We start from the raw sequence: 26,582 nt of genomic DNA on the forward strand, positions 1-26,582 counted from the left end.
TGGCCCCCGCCCCCTGGAGATGGCTGCGCAGACGGTAGATGCCGACCTCGATGGCGTTGGAGGACACGTCGTCCTCGAAGCTGTAGAGGCCTTCCTCCAGGACCCCCTTCGTCACGGTCTTGCCGGCGCGGCGGATCAACATCTCGAGGATGCAGGTCTCCCGGCGCGGCATGCGCATCCGCTTGCCCGCGATGCGGACCTCCCGGACCACGGAGTCGAACTCCACGTTCCCCGCCCGAAGGACCGATCCCAGCGTCGAGGCGGGCCGGCGCAGGACGGCACGGATGCGGGCCACCAGCTCGTCCATGGGGATCGGCTTGAGGATGTAGTCGTCGGCCCCCGCGTTCAGGCCCTCGACTCGGTGCCAGACCGCGCCGCGCTCGGCGGTGACGATGAGGATCGGGGCCGTGCTCCCCGCACGGCGCTGCTCGCGGACCCAGTCGAGACCGTCGCCATCCGGCAGAACCCGTTCGGTGAGGATCGCATCATACGGGGCGACGCCCGTCGCATCCCGCGCGGCGTCGATTGTTCGGACAGTATCGACGACGAAACCCTTGCCGCGCAATGCATCCGCAACCGACTTCGCGCAAGCACGGTCGGCGTCAACGATCAAGACTCTCATGGATTGTCCGAGCAACGTTCGGTTGTTGCAGCCCGGGAATGCCGGAATTGGCCCCGGAACGACCTTCGCGATACGCGGCATATGTAACGGATTGTTAACATTTTAGCAACAAATAGTGCGACGTTCCCATACGAATATCATCGGCAATTTATTTTGCCGGCACTGCATCTGAAAGCAGACGTCGTATTACGCCCTAAAAGCAAAGGGACGGAACGGCAGAGCCGTTCCGTCCCGCAGCCCCTGTCGATTTACGATGAGGGCGATGTTCTTCCTGAGACTTTGAAGCTGCTTACTGCTTCTTCTTTTTGTCGTCTGCGCTCCAGTTGGCCTCCGAGTCATTGACGTATTGTTGCGTCACCGCGTGCCCGCCCGGGTTCTTCCACGTCTTGTTGACCTCGTCCTCGACGAACGTGAAGGCCCCATCCAACGTCCGACGGTCGAGCGCGGCACCATCGTCGGACTGCTGGACCGACAGGTTGTTCTTGCCGTCGATATCGCCGGCGATGCCGCTCACCACCATGCCCTTGTCGCCCTGGGTGATCGTGAGCTTCGTCGTGAAGGTCGCATCCCCGCCATCGCCGATCGTATCGAGCGTGATCTTGATGCCATCCGCCAACTGGAAGGTCATCCCCTTGTGGAAATCGATATCGACCTTGCCGTCGTTCCCGAAATCCATGTGGGGGTCGCCGTAGACCTTCGTCCTCTGGTTCGTGAAGTTGTTCACGAGCATGACCGATTGATCGTGTTCGTCGATCCTGAGGGTGTAATGGTTGCCGAGGTGGATTTCGGCAACCCCGTCCTTCACTTCGCTCGTCCAGACACCGTTCGACGAATCACGGCTCGGGGTTTCAGTACCAGAGGCGTTGTCATGCACGACCGCGGCACTCGTGCCGCCCGCGTTGTTCGTGGTGCCGGCGTTGGTGGCGCTGCCTGAGTTGCTCGCGGTGCCCGCGTTGCTTGCGGTGCCCGCGTTGCTCGTGCTGCCCGAATTGTTCGCGGTGCCCGCGTTGTTCGTCGCATGGGAATCGTCGGAAGCCGCACGGTTCTCGGTCGTGGCCGCATTCCCGTTCGTGGAAGACCGATCGTTGCTGCTGGCCGGGGGGTTGTTATCCCGCAGCAGGGCCATCTGCCCGGCGATGTTGTCGAGCATGGCGGCCTTCTGCGCCGGCGGCAGGTTCGAGTCGGCGATTTGGTCGGCCAGCGCCTTGTAGCCCTGCATGAGGGCCACAGCGCTGCTCTGTGTGCCACCGCCCTGAGCGCCGCTGGTCTGCTGGGTGGCCGTGGCGCCACCCGCATGGGACGTGGACGACGTGCCGCCCGCCTGGGACGCGGACGACGTGCCGCCCGCGAAGGCCGCCGCGAAGCCGGCCGCGAAGCCGTCGATCAGCGCCCGTTTCTCCTGCGGATCGGTGGTTCCGGCGATACGCGACAGAAAAGGGTCCACGGAGGCGGACTGTGTGCCGCCCTGTGCTGCGATAGCATTCTGAAACTGTGTTGCTCCGACCGTGTTGTCGGCCGACGACGAGGACGCCGCCGCTCCCGTAGTGCCCGTCGAGTTTACGTTGTTTATCATGATTCCCTCTGTCGTTTACAAGATCGGGAGCCAGTCAAATCTCGGGGCGCGCCGAAAGGCACTACCCGGACACGGTCGTCCGAGCGGCTTTCCGCCCTGGATACCTCCAGCCCGACCCGGGATGTAGAAATGCAAGCTTTCGTAAACCTGACGGCTCGCACGGATGGCGGGATCGGCTGAGAGAAAAAAGCCGAACGGGCACTCACCCCAGCGAGAGCGAAATTCCGTCAGATCGACGTCAGGTCGGCGACCTATGGATCCTGACACTGGCGGCATCCGGCGAAGGCCGGTGTCGCATCCGATTGCTCTCATCGAATGAGCGAAAGAACCATGGCGGTCAGTATCGATTCGCCGCGCCTGCCTGCGGGTATCGTTCCTCCGCCCTGTGGCGCGGACTTGCCGACCCCACAGGAGAGCTGGACCTCCACGCTGGCGAACGCGGGACTCTGCGGTGCGGACATGCCGCCGTCCGGGGAGGCCGGCGCCGAACCCAAGGCGCATGACCCCTTCTGCGGAGTGAAGGAGAGCAGCGACTCGACCTGCACGATGAAGCAGAACTTCTTGTGCGGCGTCGATGCCGGGACCATGAATACTTGTGGGGCGGCCCTGGATCTCGGCTGCGCCATCAAGGCCGGAGCGGAATCGGCCTGTGAAGCCAAGATGAGCGTTTGCGGCGCGAATCTCGGCATGGCCGGCTTCTGCGGGGCCGATGCCGGAGCTTGCGGACTGAAGGCCGGGCTCGACACGGCCTGTGGGGCCAAGATGAGCGCCTGCGGTGCGAATGCCGGGGCGTTCACCGCCTGCGCCGCCGACGTCGGCGCCTGCGGCGCGAATGCCGGCTTCGCATCGGCCTGCGGCGCGAAGGCATCTTTCTGCGGGGCGAACGCGGGCGGCGCCGGCGCCTGCGGGGCAAATTTAGGCTCCTGCGGAGCGAAATTCGGCTACGGCAAGCTCTGCGGCGTGGACGCGAGCGCCTGTCTCGCGAGGGTCAGCTCTCCGGGGACGTGCGCCGTCGACGTGAAGCTCGGTGCAGCGAGCGTCCAGGCCACCGCCTGCGGTATGGATGTCGCGGCCTGCGGCGCGGACGTGGAAGCGGGCGCGTGCGGGGCGAACGTCGAAGCCTGCGGTGCAGATGTCACCGCCGGGATCTGCGGCGCGGATGCCAGGATATGTGGCGCGGACCTCGAAGCCATCGCATGCGGCGTCAATGCGGGCGTGTGCGGGGCGGATGCCGTCGCCGAAGTCTGCGGTGAGGCGGCGAGAGCCTGCGGTGCGCATGCCGCGGCGGGGGTCTGCGGGGCGGATGCGGATGTGTGCGGCGCCGACGCTCACCTGGGGATCTGTGGTGCGGATGCCGTGGCCTGTGCCGTAAAGGCCGGCGGGGAGGCCTGCGGTGTCGATGTCGGGGGCTGTGCGGTCGATGCGGGCGGCGTTTGTGCGGTCAACGTTAAGAACGGCGACCCGTTCTCGTGCTGCATCATCAACGTCATTCCGTTCCTGCCGTCATGCTGATCATCGACAGGCATCACAGCGCCGCGCGGCTCAGCCTCGCGGAGATTACCGCAGCCGGTCGCGGTTACGTCTCGGATCCGGACGCCTTCGCGGCCTTCGTCGCCGGGCTACGGCTGGAATCCTGGATTCTCGCCGAGCCGGCCTGGCGCACCGCCCCCGGTCGAGCCGGCGCTCCCTACTTCGCGACGCTGATGCATGGCGCGGTACCGCGCTTCTACGACGCCGCCCATCTCGAAACGCTGGGCGGGCGCTTCGCCCTGCGCATCGCGGGACTGAACGGACGGGGTGATTTCACGGTGACCGTCATGAACCGCCGCGTTCTGACGCTCTCCGGCCTGCCCCATGACGCGGAGACGGGGCAGCCCATCATCGACGCCGAGATCCGCGCCGAGGCCTTCCTGGCCTTGTGCAACGATCTGCTCGCCGACCTCGCACAGACCACGTTGGACCGGCTCGCCAGGGCCCGGGCCGCACGGGCGCAAGCCGCCTGAGGGGGAACCATGCTCGATTTCGACGCCCAAGATTCGCAGGTTTCGACCGCCGATCTCCCGCCACAGGCCGATGCTCTCGAGGCGGCTGCGCGGCAGACCCTCCGGCGCCTGCTGCCCCCTCCCGGGAGCGAGACGGCACGCTACAGGACCTCGCGTTACGACATCACCGTCCGGTTGGCCGACGGAGCCAGCCTGTTGTTCAACGCCCGCACGCGCTCCTTGATTCTCCTGTCCGCCGGGGAGAGCGCGGCCTATGCTGGTATGGCGGGGTTGGGCGTCTTCGGCGACGACCACGTCAGCGATCCCCTGCTGCTGCGGGTGCTCATCGGCGGCGGCCACGTGGTGAGCGAAGCCGTCGACGAGTTGGCGGTCGTGCGGGCGGAGTATGAATCGGCCCGGCATGCCCCCAACAGCCTGACGCTGACGGTGGCCCCCACGATGGCCTGCAACTTCGCGTGCGGTTACTGCTTCCAGGGCCAGCACAAGCCTTCGAAGAAGATGACGCCGGAAGTGCAGGATGCGATCATCGACTTCGTGAAGTCCCGTCGGGATCTCAAGTCGCTGAGCGTCGTCTGGTATGGCGGCGAACCGCTGATGGGGCGGGATGCGATCTTCCGCCTGTCCGATCTTCTGATCGCCTATTGCGACAAGAACGGCATCGCCTACCGGGCCGGGATCGTCTCCAACGCGTGGTTCCTCACCGCTGAAGTGGCGGCCCAACTCTATGCCCGCCGGGTCCAATGGGTGCAGGTCACCATCGACGGCGACCGCGAGACCCACGACACGATGCGACCGCTGACCTCCGGCGGGCGGACCTTCGACCGCATCCTCGACAACATCGAGCAGACCCTCGATACCACGGCCCTGTCGATCCAGACGCGGGTCAACGTCGGACAGCGCAACGTCGACCGCGCCGCCGCCATGCTGGACGATTTCGCCGCGCGGCGGCTCGCGCAGCGCGGCCGGTTCGGCGTGTATTTCTCGCCGATCGAGGCCTCCACACCCGAGAGCGGCAGCGCATTCGAGGAGCGGCTGTCACGGGCCGAGTTCAACCGGAAAGTCCTGGCCTTGGAAGGTAGGGCGCGCGAACTCGGCTTCGCCGGAATCCAGACCCCATCGAGCGGATTCATGGGCCTGTGCGTCGCCTCCTCGAAGGGGGGCTACGTGATCGCGGGCAACGGCGACGTCCACAAATGCTGGGAGACGGCCCACGATCCGTCCAAGCGGACGGGAAGCATCTTCACGCCCGACACGCTGCACGAGAGCGTCAATGCCAGCCTGTGGGAGCAGTGGACGCCCTTCGACAACGCGATCTGCTCCGCGTGCAAGATCCTGCCCCTCTGTGGCGGCCACTGCGCGCATCGGTTCATCTACAACAATCCGGACGACACGGCGTTGCCCTGCCCGAGTTGGAAGTGGAACACGGCCGATTACCTCTTCAGCCGCGCGAAGGATCTGGGTGTCGTCACGCAGGACCAGTGGCTCCCCGAAGAAGCCACCGTGGACGCCAAGCAATCCGGTAAGCGCCAGTCGCCGGATTCACTGCGGGCTTCGCAGACCGTGGTGCTGGAAAAGGTGAGCCGCCTCCACGGGCGTCCGTTCGACCGGGCGATGATGCTGGCCGGCGAGGCGGCCCTCGAGGCCACCCCATCATGAATGCGCCCATCTCCGCCGCCGCTTTCCAGGCCGAGCGGTTCGACATGCTCGTGATGCGCACCTTCGCGGCGGAGCCAAGCCGGCATACGCGGGACCGCCTGATCGCCGAGGTCCGCTCCGGGCGACACGACGGGCTCTTGCTGCGGGCGGCGGGGGGCCTGGCTAGCCTGCCTGAGGCCGAGGAACGGCGCGCGGCGATCAACACGATCGACTTCGCCTTCGAACCGCTGGTGCTGCCCAGCCTGTCGCTGGCCCAGGCGCAGGCCTATTGTGCGGCCGTCGAGCGGAGCCTGCGATTGGGCGATGCGAGCGGCCTCGACAGGGCCGGCCCCCTTTGGGTGGACACGGTCCATCATGCTTGCGTCTTCTCGGTCCTGTTCCAGTTCTCCGCGCATCTCACGCAGGTCCGGTCCTGTGACCGCATCGTGCTGCTGCACCAGGGCGTACGGCCGGAGCCACGGCTGGGGATCGTCGCGAATCTCGCGGCGCGGCTACTTAGGGTACAGCCCATGAGCCTGCCCCTGCGCGGGGCGTGGTTCAAGGATCTCGCGGCCATTGCCACGCCGCGCACCCTGATCTTCTCGATGGCCGACATGCCCGCGTTGGCTTCCCCTACCCCGTCGCGGCGTGCGCCGGCGCAGGTGGAGTTGTTCGCCGCCGAGGACATCCGCCGCCGGGTCGATGTGGTCGCCGGCTCCGCCGTCCTCGCGAAGCGGCTGGGCGCGAACCACCTCATGCTCCACTATCCGCAGCCCGACCGGATCCGCCTCGCGCCCTACGATCCCGGGCGTCCGCCGGCCTGCCCGCTGGTGGATTGGGTGTTCTGGCCGATCCTCGTTGGGGCTCACCCTGCGGGAATAGCTACCATCACGTCAGCAAGCGAGGTCCGGCCATGAAGATGAATATTCAGACCTTGGCCAATGGCTGGAGCACCGCATTCAATTCTGGGCGCATCAATGACTTGGTCGCCTACTATGCCGCCGACGCGCATGTCTTCCCGCCGGGGCGCCCGATCCTGACGGGCGAGGCCGCCCTGCGCATTTACTTCAACGGCGTTCGCGCTCAGGGCTTCCAGGATTATCGCGTCCGGATCGACGATCTCCTCACCGAGAGCGGCCTGACCGTCGCGACCGGGCGATGGGAGATCACCGGACCCGGCCAGGACGGCTTCGCCCGGCGCTACGAGGGAAACTGGCTGATCGGGCTGCCTGGACATGCGCCGGGCAAGATCGCCCTGCAGATGTGGAACTGACACCAGACCCGACCGACCATTCGCACATGCTGCGCACTGCACAATCGAGCGTAGCAGATCCGCGTTGATTGCCCGCCTTTCGCGAATTTATTTCGATTGTCGCCGAAATATCATTGCAATAGACGCGAATACCACGAGGATCGTGCCCGATACGTCACACATGCCCGTCGGCAATCGTTTAAGATCCGTGAAGGATGCGAGGCATCGGAGTGGCCCAGTCGGCGATGTGGATGGTGGGAACAGGCGCGGGGCGGGGGGCTGCCTTCGCCCTGGGATGCGTGGCCCTCACCCTCGCCCTCCTGACGGGCGCCGCCGCCGATCCCGCGCCCACCGCCTCCGCGCCGGGCGGGGAGAGCGTGGCCATCGCGATCAAGGTGCATCCGCAGGTCGAGAAGCCCGAGCCGCCCTCGGGGGGCGGTGGTCCGGCGCCGGAGCGGCCGATGGCGACGCCGGCGGCGGGGCCGGCGGTGCCGGCGCGGGGGGACATCGCCCTGAACATCTCGCGGGGCCAGACCCTGCGGCTCGGGCGCCCGGCCAGCTCGATCTTCGTCGCGGACCCGGCCATCGCCGACATCCAGACGCCGTCGAACCAGGTCGTGTTCGTCTTCGGCAAGAAGGCGGGGCGCACCAGCCTGTTCGCCCTCGACGCCCTGGGCGAGCCCATCGCCGAGTACGGCGTGGCGGTGACGCCGCCCATCGAGGATCTGCGCGGCCTCCTGCGCACCGAGGTCGGCGACGAGCGGATCAACGTCGCCTACACGCCGAACGGCGCGGTGCTCAGCGGCAGCCTGCCCAATGCCGCCCTGGTCGAGAGCGCGAAGGCGATCACCGCCCAGTTCCTCGGCGCGGGCGCGACCGTCACGAACCGCCTGCGCGTGTCGGGGGCTTTGCAGGTGAACCTGCAGGTGCGCGTCGCGGAGGTCCGCCGCAGCGTGCTCAAGGAATTCGGCATCAACATCAACGCGCGCACCCATGCGGGCGCGGTCGGCTTCACGGTGGTCTCGGGCGGGCGCGGCGCCGCGCCGGAGACGCGAAGCTCCGGGCGCACCAACTCCCTGGGCATCAGCTATTCCGACGGCATCAACAGCGTGTCGGCGACCCTCGACGCCCTGGCCGAATCGGGGCTCGTGACGATCCTCGCCGAGCCGAACCTCACCGCCATCTCCGGCGAGAAGGCAAGTTTTTTGGCGGGCGGCGAGATCCCGATCCCCGTGGCGCAGGGCTTGGGCCAGACCTCCGTGCAATTCCGCCGCTTCGGCGCGAGCCTCGAATTCCAGCCGACCGTGCTGTCGAACAACCTCATCAACATCCATGTCCGGCCGGAGGTGAGCGAGATCACCCCGGCCAACGGCATCGACATGAACGGGGTGAACATCCCCGGCCTCACCACGCGCTCGGCGGACACGGTGGTGGAACTGGCGAGCGGCCAGAGCTTCGCCATCGGCGGCCTCATCCGCAAGACCTTCGGCACCAACATCGGCACCATGCCGGGCATCGGGGACATCCCGATCCTCGGCGCCCTGTTCCGATCCAGCGCCTTCCAGAAGGAGGAGACCGAGTTGGTGATCATCGTCACCCCCACCATCGTGCGGGCGGCCTATGGGCCGCAGGCCCTCGAAGCCCCCACGGACCGGCTCGCGCCGCCGACCGATGCCGGCCGCGTCCTGCTCAACACCCAGTCGAAGGCGCCCGCGAACCGCCGGGCGCCGCGCAAGGGTTCGGTGGGGCTCACGGGCGATGCGGGGCTCGGCGTGCCATGAGCGGCGCCCCCGTGAGAACCGCCCTCGCGGCCCTCGCCGCCCTGTCCGGCCTCGCCGGCTGCACGCCCGTCACCCTGCCGCCGCCGGTGACGGGCGGCGACGGGCAGGAGATCCGCGTCGAGGCGGTGCCGACCCGCCTCCTCGTCGGGCGCGGCGGCATCCCCCTCGGGCGACTCGCGGGCGCCCTCGGCGCGGCCGCGCGGGGGCGGTTCGACGCCCTGCATCTCACACTCTACGGCCGGGACCGGGGGAGCCTGCGGGCGGTGATCGCGGTCGCCCGCCGGGCGGGCGTCGATCCTCTGAAGATCCACGTCGTGCCGGGATCGGGCCCGCCCGGTGCGGTGGAGGTGATCGCCGCCCGGTTCGCGGCGCTGGCCCCGGTCTGCCCCTCGCTGGCCATCGTCGGGCCCTCGGTCAACGACAACGATTTCGAGCCGACCCTCGGCTGCTCCACCCGCCGCAACCTCGCGGCGATGGTCAACGACCCCGCCGACCTCCTCGGCTCGGACGTCGTGGTGCCGAGCGACGGGGCTTACGCGGCGCGGGGGATCGAGCGCTACCGCGACACCAAGCCGGCCCTCGGCCAGCGGGATGCCCCCGCGCCGGGCAGCCCGCAACCCTGACGCGCGTTGACCCGTCCGCGAGCCGGCCTGTACGCATCCATCCGGCTGCCCCTTACGGAGAGATCATCCATGCGTGCCACCGCCCGAGTCGTGCTGCTCTGCCTTTCGCCGCTCCTGGCAGGCGCGGCCGCCGCCGAGGACTTCACCGCCGGCTCCCTCAAGATCGGCCAGCCCTGGTCGCGGGCGACGCCGAATGGCGCCAAGGTCGCGGGCGGCTACCTGACCGTCACCAACACCGGCTCCGAGCCCGACACCCTGACCGGCGGCACCTTCGATGAGGCCGGCAGCGTCGAGATCCACTCCATGTCCATGGAGGGCGGCGTGATGAAGATGGCCCCGGTGGAGAGCGGCCTCGTCGTGAAGCCGGGCGAGACGGTGACGCTCAAGCCCGGCGGCTACCACCTGATGTTCCTCGGCCTGAAGGATCCGCTGAAGAAGGGCGAGACCGTGAAGGGCACCCTGACCTTCGCCAAGGCCGGCTCCGTGCCGGTGACGTTCAGCGTCGAGGCCCTGGCCGCCAAGGCGCCGGGCGCCGCCGGCAGCGAGATGGACCACGGCAACGGACACCACCACTGAGGCGTCGCGGGACCGTGGCCCGATCCGGGGCACGGTCTTCGCGTTCGACGATTTCAACTCTCGATCTACATCGCGATAGATATACAATCGAAATACAGTCACGAACCGTCAATCATCGGGTCAAAACCGTCTTGGCGCAGACGAAAGCTTGCGCTAGAGCGCATTCGGCTCCCTGCGGAGCCGTCGCACTCACGGAGCATTCGCAGCGATGGTCGAACCGGCCCCCGCCCGTCCGGGCATCTTCGTCGCCACACCGGTCTACGGCGCCGCCTGCTACATGCCCTACGTCACGGGGCTGCTGTCCCTGCAGAAGATCTGCGCCGAGGCGGGGATCGGGTTCGACTATTTCTACGTGAGCGGCACCGCCCTGCTGCATGAGCACCGCAACGTCGCGGCCGCCGCCTTCATGCACCACAGCGACCTGTCGCACCTGCTCTACGTCGATGCCGATATCGGCTTCGACGGGGCGGACATCCTGCGCATGTTCGTGGAGCAGCGGGAGGTCGTGCTGGGCCCCTATCCGGCCAAGCACATCAACTGGCACGGCGTCGTGGAGACGGCCCGGCGGAATCCGGACCTTCCGGCCCACGAGATCGCCCTGCGGATGGCCGATTACAGCACGAACTTCTACGGCCTGGACGACCGGGCCACCCTGACCGCGAACGGGCTCAACGAGATCCATGCCGGCGGCGCGGGGCTCATGATGATCGCGCGCTCGGCCCTCGCCCGGATCGACCGGGCCTATCCCGGCGCCCGGAGCCGCTTCCCCGACGCCTACCGCCACCTCGTGCCGAACATCGACACCCTGGTCGAGTATTTTGCCTTCGACCGCGAGCCCGACGGGCGGCTGCTCTCGGAGGATCTGACCTTCTGCAAGCGCTGGCGGGAGATCGGTGGCAAGATCTACGCGGCGCCGTGGGTGCGCACGACCCATGTCGGCCCGTTCTACTTCCGGGGCGAATTGCCGGCCCTGCTGTCGGGCAGCGCACCGGTCCAGCCGATCGTCGTGCCCGAGCCGGCGGCGGCCCCCGCTCCCGCGCCCGCGCCCAAATCCCCGCCCGCTTCGGAGCCGATCATCCTCTCGCAGGCTCCTTCGAAGCCGGATCCGGCGGAAGCCGCCGCCAAGCGTCGCCGGCCGGGACGGGGCGCCAAGGCCTCCGCCGCCGACGACGAGGTCGGCTCGGCCTGAGCGTCAGCGCGGCTCGGCGGGGGCGATGGCGACGCGGTCGAACCCGCCGAGACGGTAGACGAGGTAGGACAGGAGCCACGCGGCCGCGAACAGGCCGACGATGCCGAACCCCAGCACCCCGAAATGCTCGTTCACGGCGCCGACCCAGCCCCAGAACCGGCCCTCCAGGCCGAGCTTGTCGGCGATGAGGTTGAGGGCTTCCAGCGTGCCCACCACCAGGGCGACGACGACCGAGATCGCCGTGATGGTGAGGTTGTAGAACAGCCGCCGCATCGGCTGGACGGTGGCCCAGCGATAGGCGCCGAGCATCAGCACCCCGTCGGCGGTGTCGACCAGCGCCATGCCGGCGGTGAACAGGGCGGGGAAGACGAGGATCGCCCAGGGGTCGGCCCCCCGGCTCGCCTCGGCCGCCGAGAGCCCGAACAGGCTCACCTCCGTCGCGGTGTCGAAGCCCAGGGCGAAGAGGAAGCCCAGCGGATACATGTGCCAGGGGCGCGTCATGAGGCGGAAGAGCGGACGCAGCAGCCGGGCGAGGATTCCCTGTCTGGCGAGGAGCCCGTCGAGGTCGGCCTCCTCGTAGCGCCCGGTGCGGCGCACCTGCCGGAAGCTGCGCCAGACGCCCGCCAGGATCACGAGGTTCACGAGGCCGATCACGATCAGGAAGCCGGCCGAGACGCCGGTGCCGATCAGGTTGCCGAGTTGCCGGAACTCGTCCGACGCGGTGAGGAGGCTCGTCGTCGCCAGCGCGACGGCGGCGGCGGCGGCCACCACGATCGTGGAATGGCCGAGCGCGAACCACAGCCCCACCGAGACCGGGCGCTGACCCGCCTGCAGCAGCTTGCGCGTCACGTTGTCGATGGCGGCGATGTGGTCCGGGTCCACGGCGTGGCGCAGGCCGAACACGTAGGCGAGCAGGGCGGTCGAGAGCAGGGTCGGGCTGTGCGCGAAGGCGCTCCAGGCCCAGAGCCACGCCCCGACATTGCCGGCGACCAGCAGAGCCGCGAGGAGACCGAGCCGCCGTCTGAGGCGTGATGTCCCGGGAGGAGAGGAAACCACTGTCACCCGTGGGGCCGGAGGGACGGCGCGTCACCGCGCAGGTAGGGCGCCTGGACCTCGGCGGCCCGCAGCGCCGCCCGAAGGTAGCGGCTCCGGCCCGTGGGTCCAGGGGGCGTCAGGTCCGGGGACGGCGCGCGCCCCGCCTCGGCCGCGCGTTTGGCGGCCACGAGGGCGGGGTCCCCCCAGGCATCGAGGATCGCCTGGAAGGCCTCGTGCCGGGCCCGGACGAAGGGAATCGCCCGGCCTGCGGCATCCTTCGCTGGGTGCGGCGGGTGCAGGGCGCCGCAGGGCACGAAGCCGGGCGGGATCGGCGCCGTGGCGGCATGGCTGCGTCCGGCGCGCAGGATCTCCGGCACGAGGCGCGCATGCGGCCCCTCCGGCCCCGCCTGCCACGGGGTGAACACCTCGATCCGGCCGATCCGCGTCAGGAACACCCGGTGCGGGTTCGCCTCGGCGAGCCAGCCGCCGGAGTCGAGCGAGGGGCGTTTGCCTCCGGCCCGCAAGCGGGCGATGAGGGCGGGGTCCGCCGTGCGGAGGCAGGCATCGACCGCGCGCAGGGAGAGGCCGAGATCGAATAGGATCGCCCCGCGATCCTGGTCCCGCGCCGCATCCGCATCCGGCCCAAGTTCGGTGAGGGCGCCTCGCCGGGCCATGGCACAGGCCTCCTCCGGCAGGCACAGGGCGACGGCGTGGCTCCAGCCGGTGGCGAAGGCGGTCTCGTAGGCAAGCAGCCGCAGTGTGGCCGGCGGCGCCAGGGCGAGGGCGCCCCGCGCCGTGGCGAGCCCGAGGCGCCCGTCCGCCAGGGGGAGGGCGGCCTCGTCCGCATCCCGCCGGAACGCGGCAAGGGCGCCGAAACTGCCGAGGCTCCAGCTGGTCTCGGCCTCCGCCAGCGCCCCGCGCAGGAGGGCGTCCACGGGGCCGGGGGCCGCGCTCTCACTCGGCGGCGGCACGGGCGGGGGCGACGGCCGGGTCGGTCTCGTCATCGAGGCTGCGGTCCTTCGTCTCCGGCAGCAGCAGCGCGGCGATGGTGCCGACGAGGCTGAACGCCGCGAGATAATAGGCCGGCGCGAGGCGGTCGCCCGTGGACGTCACGAGCCAGTTGATGATGAAGTTCGTGCTGCCGCCGAAGAGCGAGACCGACAGGGCGTAGACCAGGGCGAGCCCGGTGCTGCGCACTGAGCGGGGCAGGGCCTCGGGGATGGCGACGATGATCGCGGCGGCGTTGATGGAGGACAGGGCCGAGAGCAGGAAGGTCACGGCGTAGACGGCGGCCGGGCCGGGCGTCCGCAGCAGCCAGAGGAAGGCCGGCACCGCCAGGACGAGGATCGCCGCGCGGGGCCAGATCATCACCGGCCGTCGCCCGAACCGGTCGGCGAGCCAGCCGCCGAGGAGGGGGAAGCCCACCGAGGCGAGGCCCAGCGCGATGGGCACCGCCGTGGCGGCGGTCTCGCTGAGGCCGAGGGTCGCCCCGGCATAGACGGGCATGTTGGTGCCGACCGCGTTCGAGACCGTGGAGGCCGCGATCACGAGGAAGGTCAGGCCGAGCAGCCGCCAATGGTCGCGCAGGAGCCGCCCGACCACCTCCCGCGCGGAGCCCGCCGCCTGCGGATCCTCACCCTCGCCGGCCGTCTCGGGCAGGTGGCTGCGGATGATGAGGCCGATCGGCACCACGGTGAGGCCGAGCAGGAACATCACCCGCCAGCCCCATTGGTTCATGGCGGCATCGCCGATGGTGAGGGCCAGCAGGGTGGAGACGAGGCCCGCGAGCAGCGCGGCGCAGCCCTGGCTGGCGATCTGCCAGCTGGTCACGAAGCCCCGATGACCGAGAGGCGCGGCTTCGAGGAGATAGGCGGTGGAGGGCCCGACCTCGCCGCCCAGCGCCAGCCCCTGGATGAGCCGCCCGGCAATGACGATGGCTTGAGCCCAGCCCCCGATCTGTGCGTAGCTCGGGCAGGCGGCCAGGATGAGCATGCCGACCGCCATGAGGGCGATGGTGACGAGCATGGCGGGCTTGCGCCCGGCCCGGTCGGCCAGCGCCCCGATCACCGCCCCGCCGATCGGCCGCATGACGTAGCCGACGCCGAACAGGGCGAGGGACGCGAGCAGGCTGTGGCTGGCATCGGCCGCGGGGAAGAACGCCTCGCCGATGGGCTTCGCGAAGAAGGCGTAGACGGTGAAATCGTAGAATTCGAGCGCGTTCCCGAGGACGACCGCGCCGACGGACTTCCGGTCGAGGCCGGGCCGCGTGGCGGCAGCTTGGGTGGGAAAATCCATGCGGTGACGCTCTCGCCTGTTCGGCACTGGGACGGCGGAGGTAGTGCGACGCCCGTGAAAGGGCAGGGCGCGCCGCCCGGCCCGGGGAGAATCGTTGCCGGCGCCAAGAAGCGCAAAGCAAGGCTGGACAGGAGCCTCGACCGCCTCTATACCCCCGCCGTCCGCAGCCGAAACGGCCCGCGTCGACGCCCAGGTAGCTCAGTTGGTAGAGCATGCGACTGAAAATCGCAGTGTCGGTGGTTCGATTCCGCCCCTGGGCACCACTCCTCGGCTAAGCCGCTCTTAACGCTAGTTATTTCGAGATTATCCCCACGGGCAACTCCTTGCATGAGTTTCCGATGGGGATTCCGGTCGTGCTTACGGACGCCCGACATCCATCGCGGCGGCGACGCTCATGCCTCGACGCCGAGGCTCATTGAAAAGGGTGCGGAAGCGAATCGGGGATCACGGCCCAGCGCATTCCAGCGAGCCGGAATTTCGAGCCCAGCTTGCGATGATCAGGATATCCGCGACCAGGGGGCGATCCCGTGCGGAGGGCCCGCTCGCGATGGGCAGGGTTGTCCGGGGCCGAACAACGCACCGGCAAAGCCGTCCGTCAGCATGCTGGCCGTCGAGCCCGTGGTGCCGTGCAGGACCACGACGGGCTCGCCCTTCGGATCGCCGATGGTGACGTAGTGCAGATGCAGCTCCGGCAGGACTTCGCCCGTGTGGAACGTGAAGTCCTTGACCGTCCAATCGTCATCCTTGGGCGCGGGATACTCAGCCGCCTGTGCCGCCGCCATCGCCCAGGACAACGCCAGTCCCGCGGCGGCCGCCCGCAGCAGAGTCAACGCGCGCATGTGACCTCCCTCGATGCTGCGACCGGTTTCAGTTCGGTGGCCCGTCAAAGCCGCGCGATGTAGGCGGCGAGGTCGCGGATCTCGTCGTCCTTCAGCTCCTGGGCGACCTCGTTCATCGCCGGGTCGTAACCCGGCCGCGCGTTGGATTTGTAGGCGGCCAGGGCCTTGGCGAGATATTCCTCCCGCTGGGCGCGGATCCGCGGGATCGCGTCGTGGCCCGCGAGGTCGGCTCCGTGGCAGGACGTGCACTGGTGCTTGACGATGATCGCCTGGGCACGCGCCTTGAGCGCGTCGTCCGGCGCGGCACCGGACCAGGCCGGCGCGGGCAGGGTCGCGACGGCCTCCGCATAGGCCTTGAGGTCGTCGTCGGAGAACCCGGCGGCGATGTCGTTCATCGGCGCCGCCTCCCGCTGCTTCTCCCGGAACTGGAAAAGCTGCGTCACCACGTAATCCGCCGGCTGCGCCCCGAGCGAGGGCACCCCCTCGGTCGCAGAGGTTCCCGCGCCGTGGCAGGCGACGCAGGCCGTCAGCCTCTCCGGAACCGGGGCCTCGGCGGCCGGGGCCGCGAGGGCCGCCCCGGTCATGCCGACGGCGGCGAGGGAAGCCAGCGCCCCGAACGCACCCCGCCTACCCGTCATTTGGCGTAGCTCACGCGGTAGATCGCGCCGTTGTAGTCGTCCGAGACGAGGAGGGAGCCATCCTTGGCGACCAGAACGTCGACGGGGCGCCCGACATACTTGTTGTCCTGCAGGAAGCCGGTCAGGAACGGCTCGGTCGAGGCGACCTTGCCGTCCGAGCCGGGCTTGGCGACCAGCACGTCACCGCCGAGCTTGGTGGTGCGGTTCCAGGAGCCGTGCTGCGCGATGAAGATCGCGTCCCTGTAGGCGTCCGGAAATTGCGTGCCGGTGTAGAACCGCATGCCGAGGGAGGCCGTATGCGGCCCGAGCAGCGCGGCGGGCGCGGTGAACTCGCTGCAGGAATGGCCCCAGCCGTATTCGGGGTCGGTGAACGTCCCCTGGTGGCAGAACGGGTAGCCGAAATGCTGCTTGCCGGGATCGGTCACGACGTTGAGCTCGTCGTTGGGGATGTCCTCCGAGACCCAATCGCGCCCGTTGTCGGTGAACCACAGCTGCTTGGTCTTGGGGTTCCAGTCGAAGCCGACGGAATTGCGCACGCCGCGGGCGACGACCTCGGCGTTCTTGCCGTCGAGGTCTATCCGCCGGATCTGCGCATGGGTCTCGGGCGGGAGCTGGATGTTGCCCGGCGCGCCGACCGGCACGTAGAGCTTGTCGTCGGGCCCGATGGCGATGAACTTCCAGCCGTGGGCCTCGTCCTTCGGCAGGTCGTCGTAGACGAGCTGGGGCGTCTCGCCGCCGTCGAGATGCTTGAGGATCTCGTCGTATCGCCAGATCTTGGACAGTTCCGCGACGTAGAGGGCGCCGTCGTGGAAGGCGACGCCGTTCGGCCGGTGGAGCCCGGACGCGATGGTCTTGACCGCGTGCGTGCCGTCCGCCCCGGCCTCCGGGAGGACGGCGTAGACCTTGCCGACCGTGCGGGTGCCGACGAACACGGTGCCGTCCGGTGCCTGCGCCAGGGAGCGCGCGTTGGCGAGCCCGCTGGCATAGACCTCGACCTTGAAGCCGTCCGGCACCTTCAGCCGGTCGAGGGGCAGTTTCGCGGCGGCCGTGGCGATCGGCGGCCCGGCGACCGGGGCGAGCTTCGCCGCGCCGGTCCCCTCCGGGCGCCCGTAGAGCGCCGAGCCCTTGTCCACCTGCACGCTGGCCGGCGGGGCGGCGGTCGCCTTGGTTTCCTGGGCCATGCCCGGCAGTGGCCCGAGGGCGGCCAGACCGAGGCATGCGACCGCGACGGCGAGGCCGCGAGACGGGTTCGGCGTCATGTTCACTCCCGAGCGAGACGAGGCGGCCGGTTGCTCCGGCCTGCATTGAAATTCATAGGTCCCGTAGCCCGGCGCTGACGAGGCGACAACCGCGTGCCGGGGCGACAGGCGGCCCCCATCGTCATCGTCGCGGATCACGACAGGGCCGAGAGCAGGCCGGTCAGGTCGGGCCGTTCGTCGATCGCCCAGAAGGCGCCGAGGACTTGGCGAACCCTGTTCGCGCCGAGACGCCGGCCCGCATTCATGCGGAACTTGCGCTCGACGTCGTCGCGGGTCATCGGCCGCGCCACGAAGCCGGGGACATCATCGACCTGCCGGACGAGGACGCGTCCGTCCGTCAGCGTCGCGGTCAGGCGGTTCGGCACCGCCGTCGGCTGCATGGCCGTCAGGGCGGCATCCTCCGCGACCGTGATCCGGTCGATCAGGGCCAGCAGGGCGGGATCGCGGAGCTTGTCGGGGGCGTAGCTGTCGTTGGTGATGGCGCCGTCGAGCATCGCCCGCGCCGTGATGTAGGGCAGGCTGTGGTCGGCCGTGTCCTTCGTCGTGGGGCGCCATTTCTCGCGGTCGCGGCCGGCGGTGACGTAGCCGAGATGCGTCGTGTCGATGCGCAGGCTGCGGATGGCCGCGACGCCCCCCGCCTCCGCGGCAAGGGCGATGCCCGCCGGGATCGCCGTGAGGCAGTAGACTTGCGCCGGGTAGGGCTTGATCCCGCATCGCGCGATGCGGAAGGGGCGCCCCCGGCCGCCGAACGCCCCGACATCGACCGTGAACGGGCCCGAGACCTGTTGGAAGAATCCGGCGCGGCCCTCGAAGATCGGCGCCGGGCCCGTGAGGCCGGCGCGGGCGAGGCGCGCCGCGAACACGCCCGCGCGGGTGGCCTCGGCATCGGCCACGCCCTTCCAGTCCGACAGCGTCTGCACGCGGGTCTGGTTCATGGCGATGTGGCCGTTGATCGCGAGGTTGACGGCCTGGGTCAGCGCTTCCGGCGGGAGCCGCATCAGCTTGCCGGCCGCCAGCGCCGAGGCGGGCAGGCTGTAGACCGGGTGGTCCCAGCCCCGCCCCGTCACCTCGGCCGCATCGAGCAGCCGGCAATCGATCTCGTAGGCGAGGGCAATCGCCGTGATCAGGTCGCGGCCGCTGGCGCCTTCGGCCTCGGCCACGGCGAGGCAGGCGGCGATGCTGTCGCTGGGGTGGCCGGGCTCCCGGCCGACATAGACGTCGTTGAAATCCTCGTAGCGGATGGCGACGCCGTTCGCGAAGGCGGCCAAGTCCGAGCTGGTCCGCCGGTCGGTGCCCAGCACGGTCGCGGAGCCCGCCCCGTCGCCGAGCGCGATCTCCCGGCAGATCCGCACCGGCCCGGCATCAAGGGCGGCGAGCCCGCATCCCAGGGCGTCGATGAGATGGACCTTCACCGTCTCGACGCCGGCCGGGTCGAGATCCTCGAACCGCAGGGCATGGGCGTAGGCCGCGAGCCGGTCGGCGAGGGGAGCCTCCGCGCCGGGGGCGGCCCTGGCCGGTCCGGCGGCGAGCGTCGCCCCCGCGCCCAGCCACGCGGCGACCTGACGGCGGGTGGGCGTGATCGGGTTCCGCATCGGCCGCTCTCCCCTCAGACGAAGCCGTAGAGCTTGGCCGGATTGTCGACGAGGATCTTGTCCCGCACCGCCTCGCTGCCGGCCCACTCGGAGAGCAGGTCGAACAGCACCGCATCGTCGGGCTTGTGCGTCTCGGTGACGTGCGGCCAGTCGCTGCCCCAGACGAGGCGTTCGGGGGCGACCCGCACGAAGGCCTGGGCGGTGCGCGTGGCGTCCGGGTAGCCGGGCGGCCCGGCCTTGGTGTTCAGGTAGGCGCCCGCGAGCTTCACCCAGGCCTTCCCCTTGTCGACCAGGCCGGCGATGGTCGCGAAGGCGGGGTCGTCGGGGCCCTTGGCCGGGTCGAGGCGGCCCATATGGTCGAACACGATGGGGCAGGGCAGCCGGTTCAGGAGCGCCGCGTTCTCCCGGATCTGGTCCCCCGACATGTGCAGTTGCACGTGCCAGCCGAGATCGGCGATGCGCTTGGCCAGCGGCTCGATCGTCGCGATGGGGGCCACCGTGTCGTTGGGGTTCCAGACGCTGAACCGCAGGCCGCGCACGTAGCCGGCATCCAGGCGCTTCAATTCGGCGTCGGCGACGTCCGGGCGCAGGACGGCGATGCCGCGCCCGTTGCCGCCGAACCGCGCCAGGGCGTCGAGGAGGCAGGCCGGATCGGTCCCATGGTTCTTCGGCTGGACCGGCACGGCGCGGGTCGTGCCGAGCCGCGCCTGGAGCAGCCGGTAATCGTCGAAGGTCATGCCGGGGGGCTTCGGCGTGTCCGGCGGCGGGAAGCGCGCGTCGATGATGTGGAAGTGGGAATCGCAGGCAAGGGCCGGCGCGGGGTGGCGCGGCCGCTCGGTCCCGGCGGAGTTCGGGACCGTCGCGTCGGCGGCCATCGTCCCCTCGGCGACGGCCCATCCGGCCATGGCGGCGGCGACGAAACCGCGGCGTGTCAGCGTGGGCATGCCCATCCTCCCTGTCGTAGTCGTCAGCGGGTTTCGCCGCCGCGGACGACGCCCGCTTCGACCAGAGCGTCGAAGGCCGCGTCGGCGATGCCGACCCCGCTCAGCACCTCCCTGTTGTGTTGGCCGAGGCGGGGCGCGGGCGTGCGGATCGAGCCCGGGCGGTCGTGCAGGCGCGGCACAACGGCATGCATGGGCAGGAGCCCCATTTCCGGGTCGGGATAGTCGGCCACGAGTTCGCGCGCGATCACATGCGGATCGGCGACCAGCCTCGCCGCATCGTTGATCGGGCCGATCGTCACCTCGGCCGCCTCGAAGAAGGCGACGTTCTCGGCCTGCGTCCGCTGCCCGATGAAGGCGCCGATGATGCCGTCGAGTTCGTCCACGTGTCGCAGCCGGTCGGCATTGGTGCGGAAGCGCGGGTCGTCCACGAGGTCGGGACGTCCGATCGCCCGGAACAGGCGCTCGGCCATCTTCTGGATGGAGCCCGACAGGCCGACATAGAGCCCGTCGCTGCAGCGATAGGCGTTGCGCGGGGCCGAGTTCGTCGAGCGCGAGCCGGTGCGCGGCTTCACGCAGCCCGTGAGCCGGTGATGCGCCGCCTGCGGGCTGAGGATCGCGAAGAGAGGGTCGAGGAGGGGCAGGTCGATCACCTGGCCCTTGCCCCCGTTCACCTCCACCTCGCGCAGGGCGATCATTGCGGCCGAGGCCCCGGTGAGGCCGGCGACGCCGTCCGCGAGGTACATCGGCGGCAGCACCGGCTCGCGGTCGGCGAAGCCGTTCATGGCCGCGAAGCCCGAGAAGCCTTCGATCACCGTGCCGAAGCCGGGCCGCTGCGCGTAGGGCCCGTCCTGCCCCCAGCCGGAGATGCGGATGATCGTGAGCCCGGGGTTGAGGGCGTGCAGGGCCTCGGGCGACAGGCCCATCGATTCCAGGACGCCCGGCCGGAAGCTCTCCACCAGCATGTGGCAGGAGGGCACCAGGGCGCGCAGCACCTCGACGGCGCGCGGATCGCGCAGGGACAGGCACAGGCTCTTCTTGTTGCGGGCGTAGATCTTCCAATGGGTCTCGACGCCCTCGGTCTTCCAGGCGCGGAGGGTGTCGCCCTCGGGGGGCTCCACTTTGATGACCTCGGCGCCGAAATCGCCGAGCATCTGCGTGAGCACGTTGCCCGCGAAGAGACGGGAGAGGTCGAGGATGCGCACCCCGTCGAGGATGCCCTTGGCCTCGGGCCGGTAATCGCGCCGGTGCAGGTCGGGCGGGGTCATCGGGCTTGCGTCCCGGCATGGAGGTCGGACAGCGCCACGACGGCGCGGGCGCGGGCGAGGAAGGGCGGATCGATCATCCGCCCGTCCACGAGGATCGCGCCGAGGCCCCGTGTCTCGGCCTCGGCGGCCGCCGCGAGGATGCGGCGCGACCATTCCACCTCGTCGGGGCGCGGCAGGAAGGCGGCGTTGGCGATGCCGACCTGGGAGGGGTGGATGCAGGTCTTGCCCGCGAAGCCGTGCCGCCGGGCGGCCTCGCATTCGGCGCGGAACGCCTCCGGCTCCTTCACCGCCGCGAAGGCCCCGTCATAGGCCGGCACCCGGGCCTCGGCGGCGGCGAGGCGCACGGCCACGCGGATCTGGGCGAGGGCCGGGGCATCGTCCCGGTCGATGCCGCAGGGCTCCAGCAGGTCGGCGTAGCCGATCTGCAGCCCGGCGACGCGGGGATGCGCGCAGGCGAGGTCCGCCGCCCGGCGCAGCGAACGGGGGGTCTCGATGTTGACGAGGAGGCGGATGCGGCCCTCCGGATCCAGGCGGTCGAGACGCGCGGCCGCATCCGTGATCGCGGCCGGCTCCTCGACCATCGGCAGGTTGACGAGGTCGGTGCGCGGCAGGGCCACCGCCTCCAGATCGGCCGCGAAATGCGCAGTGCCGGGGGCGTTGACCCGCACCACGACGATCTGGCCCGAACCGGACGGCGCCTCCCGCAGATAGGCCGCGAGCGTCTCTCGCGCCTCGCCCTTGCGGGCCTCCGGCACGGCATCCTCGAGGTCGAAGGAGAGGGCGTCGGCGGGGCCGGCGGCGGCCTTCGCGAACAGGTCGGGCCGGGAGGCCGGGACGAATAGTTTCGAGCGCATCAGCACGGCGCGCCTCCGTCAGACGATTCGGAAATGGGCCATGGCGACGATCGCGGCGGTGACGGTGAGCGCCCCGCCGATCCGGGTCGCGACCTGGGCGAAGGGCATCAGCTCCATCCGCTCGGCGGCGGTGAGGATCATCACGTCGCCGGTGCCGCCGAGGCCGCTGTGGCAGGCGTTCACGATGGCGGTCTCGATCGGGTACATCGCGAGCCAGCGCCCTACGACGTAGCCGGTGCCGGTGAGGGCGAGGACGGTCGCCACGATGGTGACGAGGTTGGCCGGGTGGAACGCCGCGACCAGTTCGTGCCAGGGGGTCAGCGCCACCGCCGTGCTGAACAGCAGCGGGTAGGTCACCGCCACCACGAAGAACCGGAACACCACGCGGGCGCCTTCTTCGAGCGGGGCCGGCACCGCGCGCAGCAGCTTTACGATCACGACGAGGAACAGCATCGCCACGGGGGCGGGCAGGCCGACGAGGGCGTGGATCAGCGTGCCGAAGACGTAGATGGCGATGCCCGTGATGCCGCCGGCCGCGACGGTGGCGACATCGATCCCGGAGGTGTCGCGGTGGACGGCGCCGGCATCGGCCTCCGCCTCTCCGGGCGCGGCGGGTTGGAGCCGGCCGTTGCCGGTGAGGTCGGGGCGGCGCTTGCCCAGGGTGTTGAGGGCGCCGCAGCAGATGATGGCGACGAGGTTCCCGAAGAAGACCAGCGGCAGGATCTGGCCCAGCATCCCGCCGTGATCGACCCCGAGCGCCTCCGCATAGCCGACCGAAAGCGGGATCGCGCCCTCGCCGACGCCCCCGGCCATGACCGGGACCACGACGTAGAGGATCGACCGCCAGAAGCCGATGCCCACGAGCCAGCCGACGCCTCCGCCGACGAGGAGGCCGGCGAGGGAGCCGAGCGCGAGGGGCACGAAGATCTTGGCGAAGCCCTGGATCAGCACCCGGCGGTCCATGCTCAGGATCGAGCCGACCACGACGGCGGTGATGAACAGGTAGATGAAGTTCGTCGACTTCGTGAAGGTCGTCACCGCCTGCACGAGCGGAGCCGGCAGCAGCTGATGGGCGACGAGGAACGAGGGCAGGAAGATCGTCACCAGGGACGACCCGCCGACCGCCCGCAACAGCGGGATGCGCCGGCCGATCTCGGCACAGGTGAAGCCGCCCGCGACGATGACGGCGATCATCACCGTCACCTCGCCCGAAAACTTTCCCCTGACGGCGAAGGCGGCGATCAGGGCGAGGAGGAGGAGATAGACCGGCAGCGGGATGATGCCGACCCGTGCCGCCATGGCGCGCGCCCAGACGGAGGTCGGCGCCAGCGCCGGACGGGTCGAGGTCGCGACCGGCGACCCGGCGGCGGCATGCGCGCTCATCGTTTCCTCCGCATCGCCCCGTTTCGAGCCGGGGTCGAGTCGTATCGGGCGGGTTATGGCCCCGCGTTCCTTGTCCCGCGCCGGGATCATCGAGTAAAATGAATTGATCTCATCAATTCATGATCATTTAGCATGAAACTCCCCGTGGACGGCGTGCAGGCCTTCGTGCTGATCGCGGAGCTCGGCAGCTACCGCCGGGCGGCGGAGAGCCTGGGGCTGACCCAGACGGCGCTGACGCGGCGGATCCAGAAGCTCGAAGCCTTCCTCGGCGCGGTGCTGCTCGACCGCACGACGCGGACGGTGCGCCTGAGCCCGGTGGGCCGCGAGTTCCTGCCGCTGGCGACGCGGCTCATCGGCGATTTCACCCATGGGGTCGAACGCCTGCGCACGACCTCGCGGCTCGGCATCGGCGACGTGACGGTGGCGACCGTCCAATCGATCGCCTTCCGCCGGATGCCGGCGGTCCTGCAGGCCTATGCGCGCGATCACCCGCAGAACCGGGTCCAGATCCTCGAACGCTCCGGGGCCCTGGTCACCGAGGCGGTGCGCAAGGGGGAGGCGGATTTCGGGATCCACATCCAGCAGGAGGCGGATCCCGACCTCGTCGAGGATCGGCTGGTGCGGGATCCGTTCGTGCTGATCTGCCACCCCGGCCATGCCCTGGCCGGGCGGCGCGAGGTCCGGTGGACCGACCTGTCCGGCACGGATCTCGTGACCCTCGGCGGCGCCAGCGGCAACCGGCCCCGCGTCGAGGCGCAGCTACGCGCCGTCGGCCTGCCGCCCCGTGGGCGGTTCGTGGTCGAGAGCACGCCGACCGCCCTGGCGCTGGTCTCGGCGGGCATCGGCGCCGCGATCCTCCCGGCGGCGCTGAAGGGCGCCGCGCCGCGCGACGACCTCATCGAGATCCTGCTGACCGAGCCCGTGATCCACCGCACGATCAGCCTCGTGCGCCGCCGCAACACGTCGCTGACGCCCGCCGCCGCCCTGTTCTACGACGCACTCAAAAGTGAGATTAAGGTTTTTTAATCAGGCGGACATCCGACCAATAGGGAGGAAGTCTATGATCTGAACACGGGATGAAAGCAGCCGCGCAAGTCATCGGCGCTTGTTCCCCGTTCGGATGGAGCTGGAAAGATGGCCTATCGTAAATCCATGGCTGCGGCGCTCGTGCTGACCACCATCCTCGGTGGGACGGCCTACGCCGCCGAGCAGGCGGCTCAGCCGAATGCCGCGCAGACCAACGTGGTCGACAAGGATGTCGGCAAATTGTCGAAGGACGGGGCGCAGGGCTTCCGCGATCTGCAACTCACGCGGCTCGCCATCTTCGAGGCGAACCCCGCCCAGGCGAAGGACCTGATCGCCAAGGCGCAGGCCGCCTTCGCCAAGGCGAAGACCGACGACGCCCGGTTCACCAAGGCCGAGGCCGATCTCAGGACACAAGCCGACCTCGGCGGCCACAAGGGAACGGCGCAGGCCGCGACGACCGACGCCAAGCCGGCTTCCAAGGAGCCGATGGCCTGGGTGCCCGTCGATGCGCAGCTGACGTTGGGCGACGACTTCGTGGCCACGCCCGAGAAGGCCTCCGCCGTGACAGAGGCGAACAAGAACCTCGCCCAGGGCGATCAGAAGGGCGCGCTCGAGAAGCTCAAGCTGGCCCATGTCGACGTCAACTTCACGATGGCCGTCCTGCCCCTCGACAAGACCATCTCCGATGTCGACCAGGCCGCCACGCTGATCGGCCAGGGCAAGTATTACGAGGCGAACGCGGTCCTGAAGACGGCTCAGGACGCGGTGCGCTTCGACGTGATCGACGCCATCGCCCTGCCGCAGGCAGCCAAGACGGCCCCGGCGCAGGCGACCGGGTCCACCGGCAGCGCCAAGACGACCAAGTAACCGGCATCCGGTTCGGCCGGCGCAGGACGGTCTGCGCCGGCCCCGTCGTCAGAGCAGCGCATGCCGGCATTCAGGGGCACCGACGACGTGCGACAAAACGGCTATACGGTACTTGGACGTATAGGGCTCTCCACCCCGTTTTCGAATCACCTTTATTTGACGGGTAAGCACCGCCGCTACAGTCAGAAACAATCGTTTTATTAAGAGGGCCGCACGACGATAGCGTTGCTTGGACGAGCGGCGACTGTCTCGTGCGTCGTGCGATCCATGCCCCCCATTCTGCCCGTGCGGCCGCGTCGATGCCTGCCCACCGGCAGGGGGCGTGCGTCCATCCGGGCTCGATCTCCCGGGATGGAATGATGCGCTTCGCCCTCACCGTGAAATCCTCGCTCTTTGCCGCCTTCGGCCTGCTCACGCTGTTCTGCGTCGGGCAGGGCGTCCTTTCGATCACGCGCCTGGCCGGCATCCGGGCCAACGTCAACGAGGTCGCCACGAATTGGCTTCCCTCGGTGATCGCCGTCACCAACCTCCGTGCGGCCGCCGCAGAGGTGCGCATCAAGGAGTTGCGCGTCCTGGCGCTCGCGGACGCCTCGCAGAGCCGCACCGACATCGTGCGACAGATGGACGAGGTGAATGCGGCGCTGGACAAGGCGCGCCGGGCCTATGAGCCGCTGATCTCCTCCGCCGAGGAGCGCGCCCTGTACGAGGCGTTTTCGACCGATTGGGGTCGCTACGACATGATCGGCCACGACGCCATGAAGCTGGCGGAGGCCGGGCGGCCGACCGACGGAGCCCGGTTGATGGCGGATCCGGCCAACATCGATCTCTACAATGCGGTCCGCAGCACCCTCGGCAAGTCCATCGAGCTGAATGAGCGCGGGGCCCATCGGGACGCCGACGGCGCCATCGGCGCCACCGACGCGGCGAGCACGACGGCCTATGTCACCGTCGCCCTCAGCCTGCTCACCGCGCTGGGCGCCGCCCTCTTCGTTCTGGTCCGCGTGTCCCGCCCGATCGAGGCGATGACGGCGTCCATGACCGTGCTGGCCGGCGGCGACACGCAGGCCGAGGTGCCCCACCGTGCGCGCCGGGACGAGGTGGGCGCGATGGCGTCGGCCGTCCAGGTGTTCAAGGACAACCTGATCCGCACGCGGCAGCTCGAAGCCGACACCGCGCAGGCCCGGCTCGCGGCCGAGGAGCAGCGCAAGGCCGGCATGCGGCAGATGGCCGACGGCTTCGAGGCGGCGGTGGGCGGGATCATCGGGATGGTCTCGTCCTCGGCCACTGAGCTGCAGGCCACGGCCGGCACCATGAGCGGCACCGCCGCCGAG

General features: G+C 69.7%; 24 protein-coding genes, 1 tRNA gene and 1 pseudogene. 13 read left to right on the top strand and 13 right to left on the bottom strand.

Going from position 1 to position 26,582, the window contains the following annotated elements:
- Positions 1 to 19 precede the first annotated feature (19 nt).
- A pseudogene (locus MKK52_RS18995) lies at positions 20 to 703 on the bottom strand (response regulator transcription factor); the annotation flags it as partial.
- A gap of 208 nt (positions 704 to 911) precedes the next feature.
- On the bottom strand, positions 912 to 2,195 hold the full coding sequence (locus MKK52_RS19000) for a DUF1521 domain-containing protein (protein WP_243956413.1): 1,284 nt from the start codon (positions 2,193 to 2,195) through the stop codon (positions 912 to 914).
- A gap of 330 nt (positions 2,196 to 2,525) precedes the next feature.
- On the opposite strand from MKK52_RS19000, the gene MKK52_RS19005 reads away from it, so the two are divergent.
- The 9 genes from MKK52_RS19005 to MKK52_RS19045 all read left to right on the top strand — a co-directional run bounded on the left by MKK52_RS19005 (position 2,526) and on the right by MKK52_RS19045 (position 11,254).
- Positions 2,526 to 3,707, top strand: a complete 1,182-nt coding sequence (locus tag MKK52_RS19005) for a hypothetical protein (protein ID WP_243956414.1) — start codon at positions 2,526 to 2,528, stop codon at positions 3,705 to 3,707.
- Positions 3,701 to 4,198 (top strand): hypothetical protein, encoded by a 498-nt coding sequence (locus tag MKK52_RS19010; RefSeq protein ID WP_243956415.1) that lies wholly within the window; start codon positions 3,701 to 3,703, stop codon positions 4,196 to 4,198. Before MKK52_RS19005 ends, MKK52_RS19010 begins: the two co-directional genes overlap by 7 nt.
- A gap of 9 nt (positions 4,199 to 4,207) precedes the next feature.
- Positions 4,208 to 5,854 (top strand): radical SAM/SPASM domain-containing protein, encoded by a 1,647-nt coding sequence (locus MKK52_RS19015; protein ID WP_243956417.1) that lies wholly within the window; start codon positions 4,208 to 4,210, stop codon positions 5,852 to 5,854.
- Positions 5,851 to 6,750: a hypothetical protein gene (locus MKK52_RS19020; RefSeq protein ID WP_243956419.1), complete on the top strand. Its 900-nt coding sequence runs from the start codon at positions 5,851 to 5,853 to the stop codon at positions 6,748 to 6,750. The genes MKK52_RS19015 and MKK52_RS19020 overlap by 4 nt, the downstream gene beginning before the upstream one ends.
- The gene (locus tag MKK52_RS19025; protein WP_243956421.1) at positions 6,747 to 7,106 is read left to right on the top strand and encodes a YybH family protein; all 360 of its coding nucleotides are present in this window, start codon (positions 6,747 to 6,749) and stop codon (positions 7,104 to 7,106) included. The genes MKK52_RS19020 and MKK52_RS19025 overlap by 4 nt, the downstream gene beginning before the upstream one ends.
- 194 nt (positions 7,107 to 7,300) lie before the next feature.
- A complete protein-coding gene (locus tag MKK52_RS19030; protein WP_243956424.1) occupies positions 7,301 to 8,866 on the top strand; it encodes a type II and III secretion system protein family protein in 1,566 nt (521 codons plus the stop codon).
- A complete protein-coding gene (locus tag MKK52_RS19035) occupies positions 8,863 to 9,489 on the top strand; it encodes a CpaD family pilus assembly lipoprotein (RefSeq protein ID WP_243956426.1) in 627 nt (208 codons plus the stop codon). The genes MKK52_RS19030 and MKK52_RS19035 overlap by 4 nt, the downstream gene beginning before the upstream one ends.
- A 69-nt stretch (positions 9,490 to 9,558) precedes the next feature.
- Complete coding sequence (locus MKK52_RS19040; RefSeq protein ID WP_243956428.1) at positions 9,559 to 10,065, top strand: copper chaperone PCu(A)C; 507 nt, start codon at positions 9,559 to 9,561, stop codon at positions 10,063 to 10,065.
- 208 nt (positions 10,066 to 10,273) lie between these two features.
- A complete protein-coding gene (locus tag MKK52_RS19045; RefSeq protein ID WP_243956430.1) occupies positions 10,274 to 11,254 on the top strand; it encodes a hypothetical protein in 981 nt (326 codons plus the stop codon).
- Positions 11,255 to 11,257: 3 nt separating this feature from the next.
- Here MKK52_RS19045 and MKK52_RS19050 read toward each other — a convergent pair whose 3' ends face one another.
- Genes MKK52_RS19050 through MKK52_RS19060 form a run of 3 tightly spaced genes read right to left on the bottom strand, consistent with a single transcriptional unit; the run spans position 11,258 to position 14,584 of the window.
- Entirely contained in the window at positions 11,258 to 12,310 is a 1,053-nt protein-coding gene (locus MKK52_RS19050) for a HoxN/HupN/NixA family nickel/cobalt transporter (RefSeq protein WP_243956432.1), read from the bottom strand.
- A gap of 2 nt (positions 12,311 to 12,312) precedes the next feature.
- Entirely contained in the window at positions 12,313 to 13,293 is a 981-nt protein-coding gene (locus tag MKK52_RS19055; RefSeq protein ID WP_243956433.1) for a DUF6925 family protein, read from the bottom strand.
- Complete coding sequence (locus MKK52_RS19060; RefSeq protein WP_243956435.1) at positions 13,244 to 14,584, bottom strand: MFS transporter; 1,341 nt, start codon at positions 14,582 to 14,584, stop codon at positions 13,244 to 13,246. The genes MKK52_RS19055 and MKK52_RS19060 overlap by 50 nt, the downstream gene beginning before the upstream one ends.
- A 187-nt stretch (positions 14,585 to 14,771) precedes the next feature.
- Here MKK52_RS19060 and MKK52_RS19065 point away from each other — a divergent pair.
- A tRNA-Phe gene (locus MKK52_RS19065) sits at positions 14,772 to 14,847 on the top strand.
- Positions 14,848 to 15,081: 234 nt separating this feature from the next.
- On the opposite strand, the gene MKK52_RS19070 is transcribed toward MKK52_RS19065, so the two are convergent.
- From MKK52_RS19070 to MKK52_RS19105, 8 genes are all read right to left on the bottom strand, one after another.
- Positions 15,082 to 15,423: a hypothetical protein gene (locus MKK52_RS19070; protein WP_409564697.1), complete on the bottom strand. Its 342-nt coding sequence runs from the start codon at positions 15,421 to 15,423 to the stop codon at positions 15,082 to 15,084.
- Between the two features lie 44 nt (positions 15,424 to 15,467).
- Positions 15,468 to 16,061, bottom strand: coding sequence for a c-type cytochrome (locus MKK52_RS19075; protein ID WP_243956437.1), 594 nt, complete (start codon positions 16,059 to 16,061; stop codon positions 15,468 to 15,470).
- Positions 16,058 to 17,320 carry a PQQ-dependent sugar dehydrogenase gene (locus tag MKK52_RS19080; protein WP_243956438.1) on the bottom strand — a complete coding sequence of 421 codons (1,263 nt, stop codon included), beginning with the start codon at positions 17,318 to 17,320 and terminating at the stop codon, positions 16,058 to 16,060. Before MKK52_RS19080 ends, MKK52_RS19075 begins: the two co-directional genes overlap by 4 nt.
- A 134-nt stretch (positions 17,321 to 17,454) precedes the next feature.
- A complete protein-coding gene (locus tag MKK52_RS19085) occupies positions 17,455 to 18,912 on the bottom strand; it encodes an MmgE/PrpD family protein (RefSeq protein ID WP_243956439.1) in 1,458 nt (485 codons plus the stop codon).
- 14 nt (positions 18,913 to 18,926) lie between these two features.
- Positions 18,927 to 19,856 carry an amidohydrolase family protein gene (locus MKK52_RS19090; protein WP_243956440.1) on the bottom strand — a complete coding sequence of 310 codons (930 nt, stop codon included), beginning with the start codon at positions 19,854 to 19,856 and terminating at the stop codon, positions 18,927 to 18,929.
- A 23-nt stretch (positions 19,857 to 19,879) separates the two neighbouring features.
- Entirely contained in the window at positions 19,880 to 21,121 is a 1,242-nt protein-coding gene (locus tag MKK52_RS19095; protein WP_243956441.1) for a CaiB/BaiF CoA transferase family protein, read from the bottom strand.
- Complete coding sequence (locus MKK52_RS19100; protein WP_243956442.1) at positions 21,118 to 21,975, bottom strand: HpcH/HpaI aldolase/citrate lyase family protein; 858 nt, start codon at positions 21,973 to 21,975, stop codon at positions 21,118 to 21,120. Before MKK52_RS19100 ends, MKK52_RS19095 begins: the two co-directional genes overlap by 4 nt.
- 18 nt (positions 21,976 to 21,993) lie before the next feature.
- Positions 21,994 to 23,358, bottom strand: a complete 1,365-nt coding sequence (locus MKK52_RS19105) for a 2-hydroxycarboxylate transporter family protein (RefSeq protein ID WP_243956443.1) — start codon at positions 23,356 to 23,358, stop codon at positions 21,994 to 21,996.
- Between the two features lie 132 nt (positions 23,359 to 23,490).
- Between MKK52_RS19105 and MKK52_RS19110 the strand changes: the two genes are divergently transcribed.
- The 3 genes from MKK52_RS19110 to MKK52_RS19120 all read left to right on the top strand — a co-directional run.
- Positions 23,491 to 24,384: a LysR family transcriptional regulator gene (locus tag MKK52_RS19110; protein WP_243956444.1), complete on the top strand. Its 894-nt coding sequence runs from the start codon at positions 23,491 to 23,493 to the stop codon at positions 24,382 to 24,384.
- 108 nt (positions 24,385 to 24,492) lie between these two features.
- Positions 24,493 to 25,251 (top strand): YfdX family protein, encoded by a 759-nt coding sequence (locus MKK52_RS19115; RefSeq protein ID WP_243956446.1) that lies wholly within the window; start codon positions 24,493 to 24,495, stop codon positions 25,249 to 25,251.
- A gap of 356 nt (positions 25,252 to 25,607) precedes the next feature.
- Positions 25,608 to 26,582, top strand: a 975-nt coding sequence (locus tag MKK52_RS19120) for an MCP four helix bundle domain-containing protein (RefSeq protein ID WP_243956448.1), incomplete at its 3' end; no start/stop codon positions are given.

Source organism: Methylobacterium sp. J-067 (assembly GCF_022829465.1).
Taxonomy (GTDB): domain Bacteria; phylum Pseudomonadota; class Alphaproteobacteria; order Rhizobiales; family Beijerinckiaceae; genus Methylobacterium; species Methylobacterium litchii.

Coding starts and splice junctions, on each gene's coding strand:
- MKK52_RS19000 (WP_243956413.1), bottom strand. CDS start 2,195: ATGATAAACAACGTAAACTCGACGGGCACTACGGGAGCGGCGGCGTCC.
- MKK52_RS19005 (WP_243956414.1), top strand. CDS start 2,526: ATGGCGGTCAGTATCGATTCGCCGCGCCTGCCTGCGGGTATCGTTCCT.
- MKK52_RS19010 (WP_243956415.1), top strand. CDS start 3,701: ATGCTGATCATCGACAGGCATCACAGCGCCGCGCGGCTCAGCCTCGCG.
- MKK52_RS19015 (WP_243956417.1), top strand. CDS start 4,208: ATGCTCGATTTCGACGCCCAAGATTCGCAGGTTTCGACCGCCGATCTC.
- MKK52_RS19020 (WP_243956419.1), top strand. CDS start 5,851: ATGAATGCGCCCATCTCCGCCGCCGCTTTCCAGGCCGAGCGGTTCGAC.
- MKK52_RS19025 (WP_243956421.1), top strand. CDS start 6,747: ATGAAGATGAATATTCAGACCTTGGCCAATGGCTGGAGCACCGCATTC.
- MKK52_RS19030 (WP_243956424.1), top strand. CDS start 7,301: ATGCGAGGCATCGGAGTGGCCCAGTCGGCGATGTGGATGGTGGGAACA.
- MKK52_RS19035 (WP_243956426.1), top strand. CDS start 8,863: ATGAGCGGCGCCCCCGTGAGAACCGCCCTCGCGGCCCTCGCCGCCCTG.
- MKK52_RS19040 (WP_243956428.1), top strand. CDS start 9,559: ATGCGTGCCACCGCCCGAGTCGTGCTGCTCTGCCTTTCGCCGCTCCTG.
- MKK52_RS19045 (WP_243956430.1), top strand. CDS start 10,274: ATGGTCGAACCGGCCCCCGCCCGTCCGGGCATCTTCGTCGCCACACCG.
- MKK52_RS19055 (WP_243956433.1), bottom strand. CDS start 13,293: ATGACGAGACCGACCCGGCCGTCGCCCCCGCCCGTGCCGCCGCCGAGT.
- MKK52_RS19060 (WP_243956435.1), bottom strand. CDS start 14,584: ATGGATTTTCCCACCCAAGCTGCCGCCACGCGGCCCGGCCTCGACCGG.
- MKK52_RS19070 (WP_409564697.1), bottom strand. CDS start 15,423: ATGCGCGCGTTGACTCTGCTGCGGGCGGCCGCCGCGGGACTGGCGTTG.
- MKK52_RS19075 (WP_243956437.1), bottom strand. CDS start 16,061: ATGACGGGTAGGCGGGGTGCGTTCGGGGCGCTGGCTTCCCTCGCCGCC.
- MKK52_RS19080 (WP_243956438.1), bottom strand. CDS start 17,320: ATGACGCCGAACCCGTCTCGCGGCCTCGCCGTCGCGGTCGCATGCCTC.
- MKK52_RS19085 (WP_243956439.1), bottom strand. CDS start 18,912: ATGCGGAACCCGATCACGCCCACCCGCCGTCAGGTCGCCGCGTGGCTG.
- MKK52_RS19090 (WP_243956440.1), bottom strand. CDS start 19,856: ATGCCCACGCTGACACGCCGCGGTTTCGTCGCCGCCGCCATGGCCGGA.
- MKK52_RS19095 (WP_243956441.1), bottom strand. CDS start 21,121: ATGACCCCGCCCGACCTGCACCGGCGCGATTACCGGCCCGAGGCCAAG.
- MKK52_RS19100 (WP_243956442.1), bottom strand. CDS start 21,975: ATGCGCTCGAAACTATTCGTCCCGGCCTCCCGGCCCGACCTGTTCGCG.
- MKK52_RS19105 (WP_243956443.1), bottom strand. CDS start 23,358: ATGAGCGCGCATGCCGCCGCCGGGTCGCCGGTCGCGACCTCGACCCGT.
- MKK52_RS19110 (WP_243956444.1), top strand. CDS start 23,491: ATGAAACTCCCCGTGGACGGCGTGCAGGCCTTCGTGCTGATCGCGGAG.
- MKK52_RS19115 (WP_243956446.1), top strand. CDS start 24,493: ATGGCCTATCGTAAATCCATGGCTGCGGCGCTCGTGCTGACCACCATC.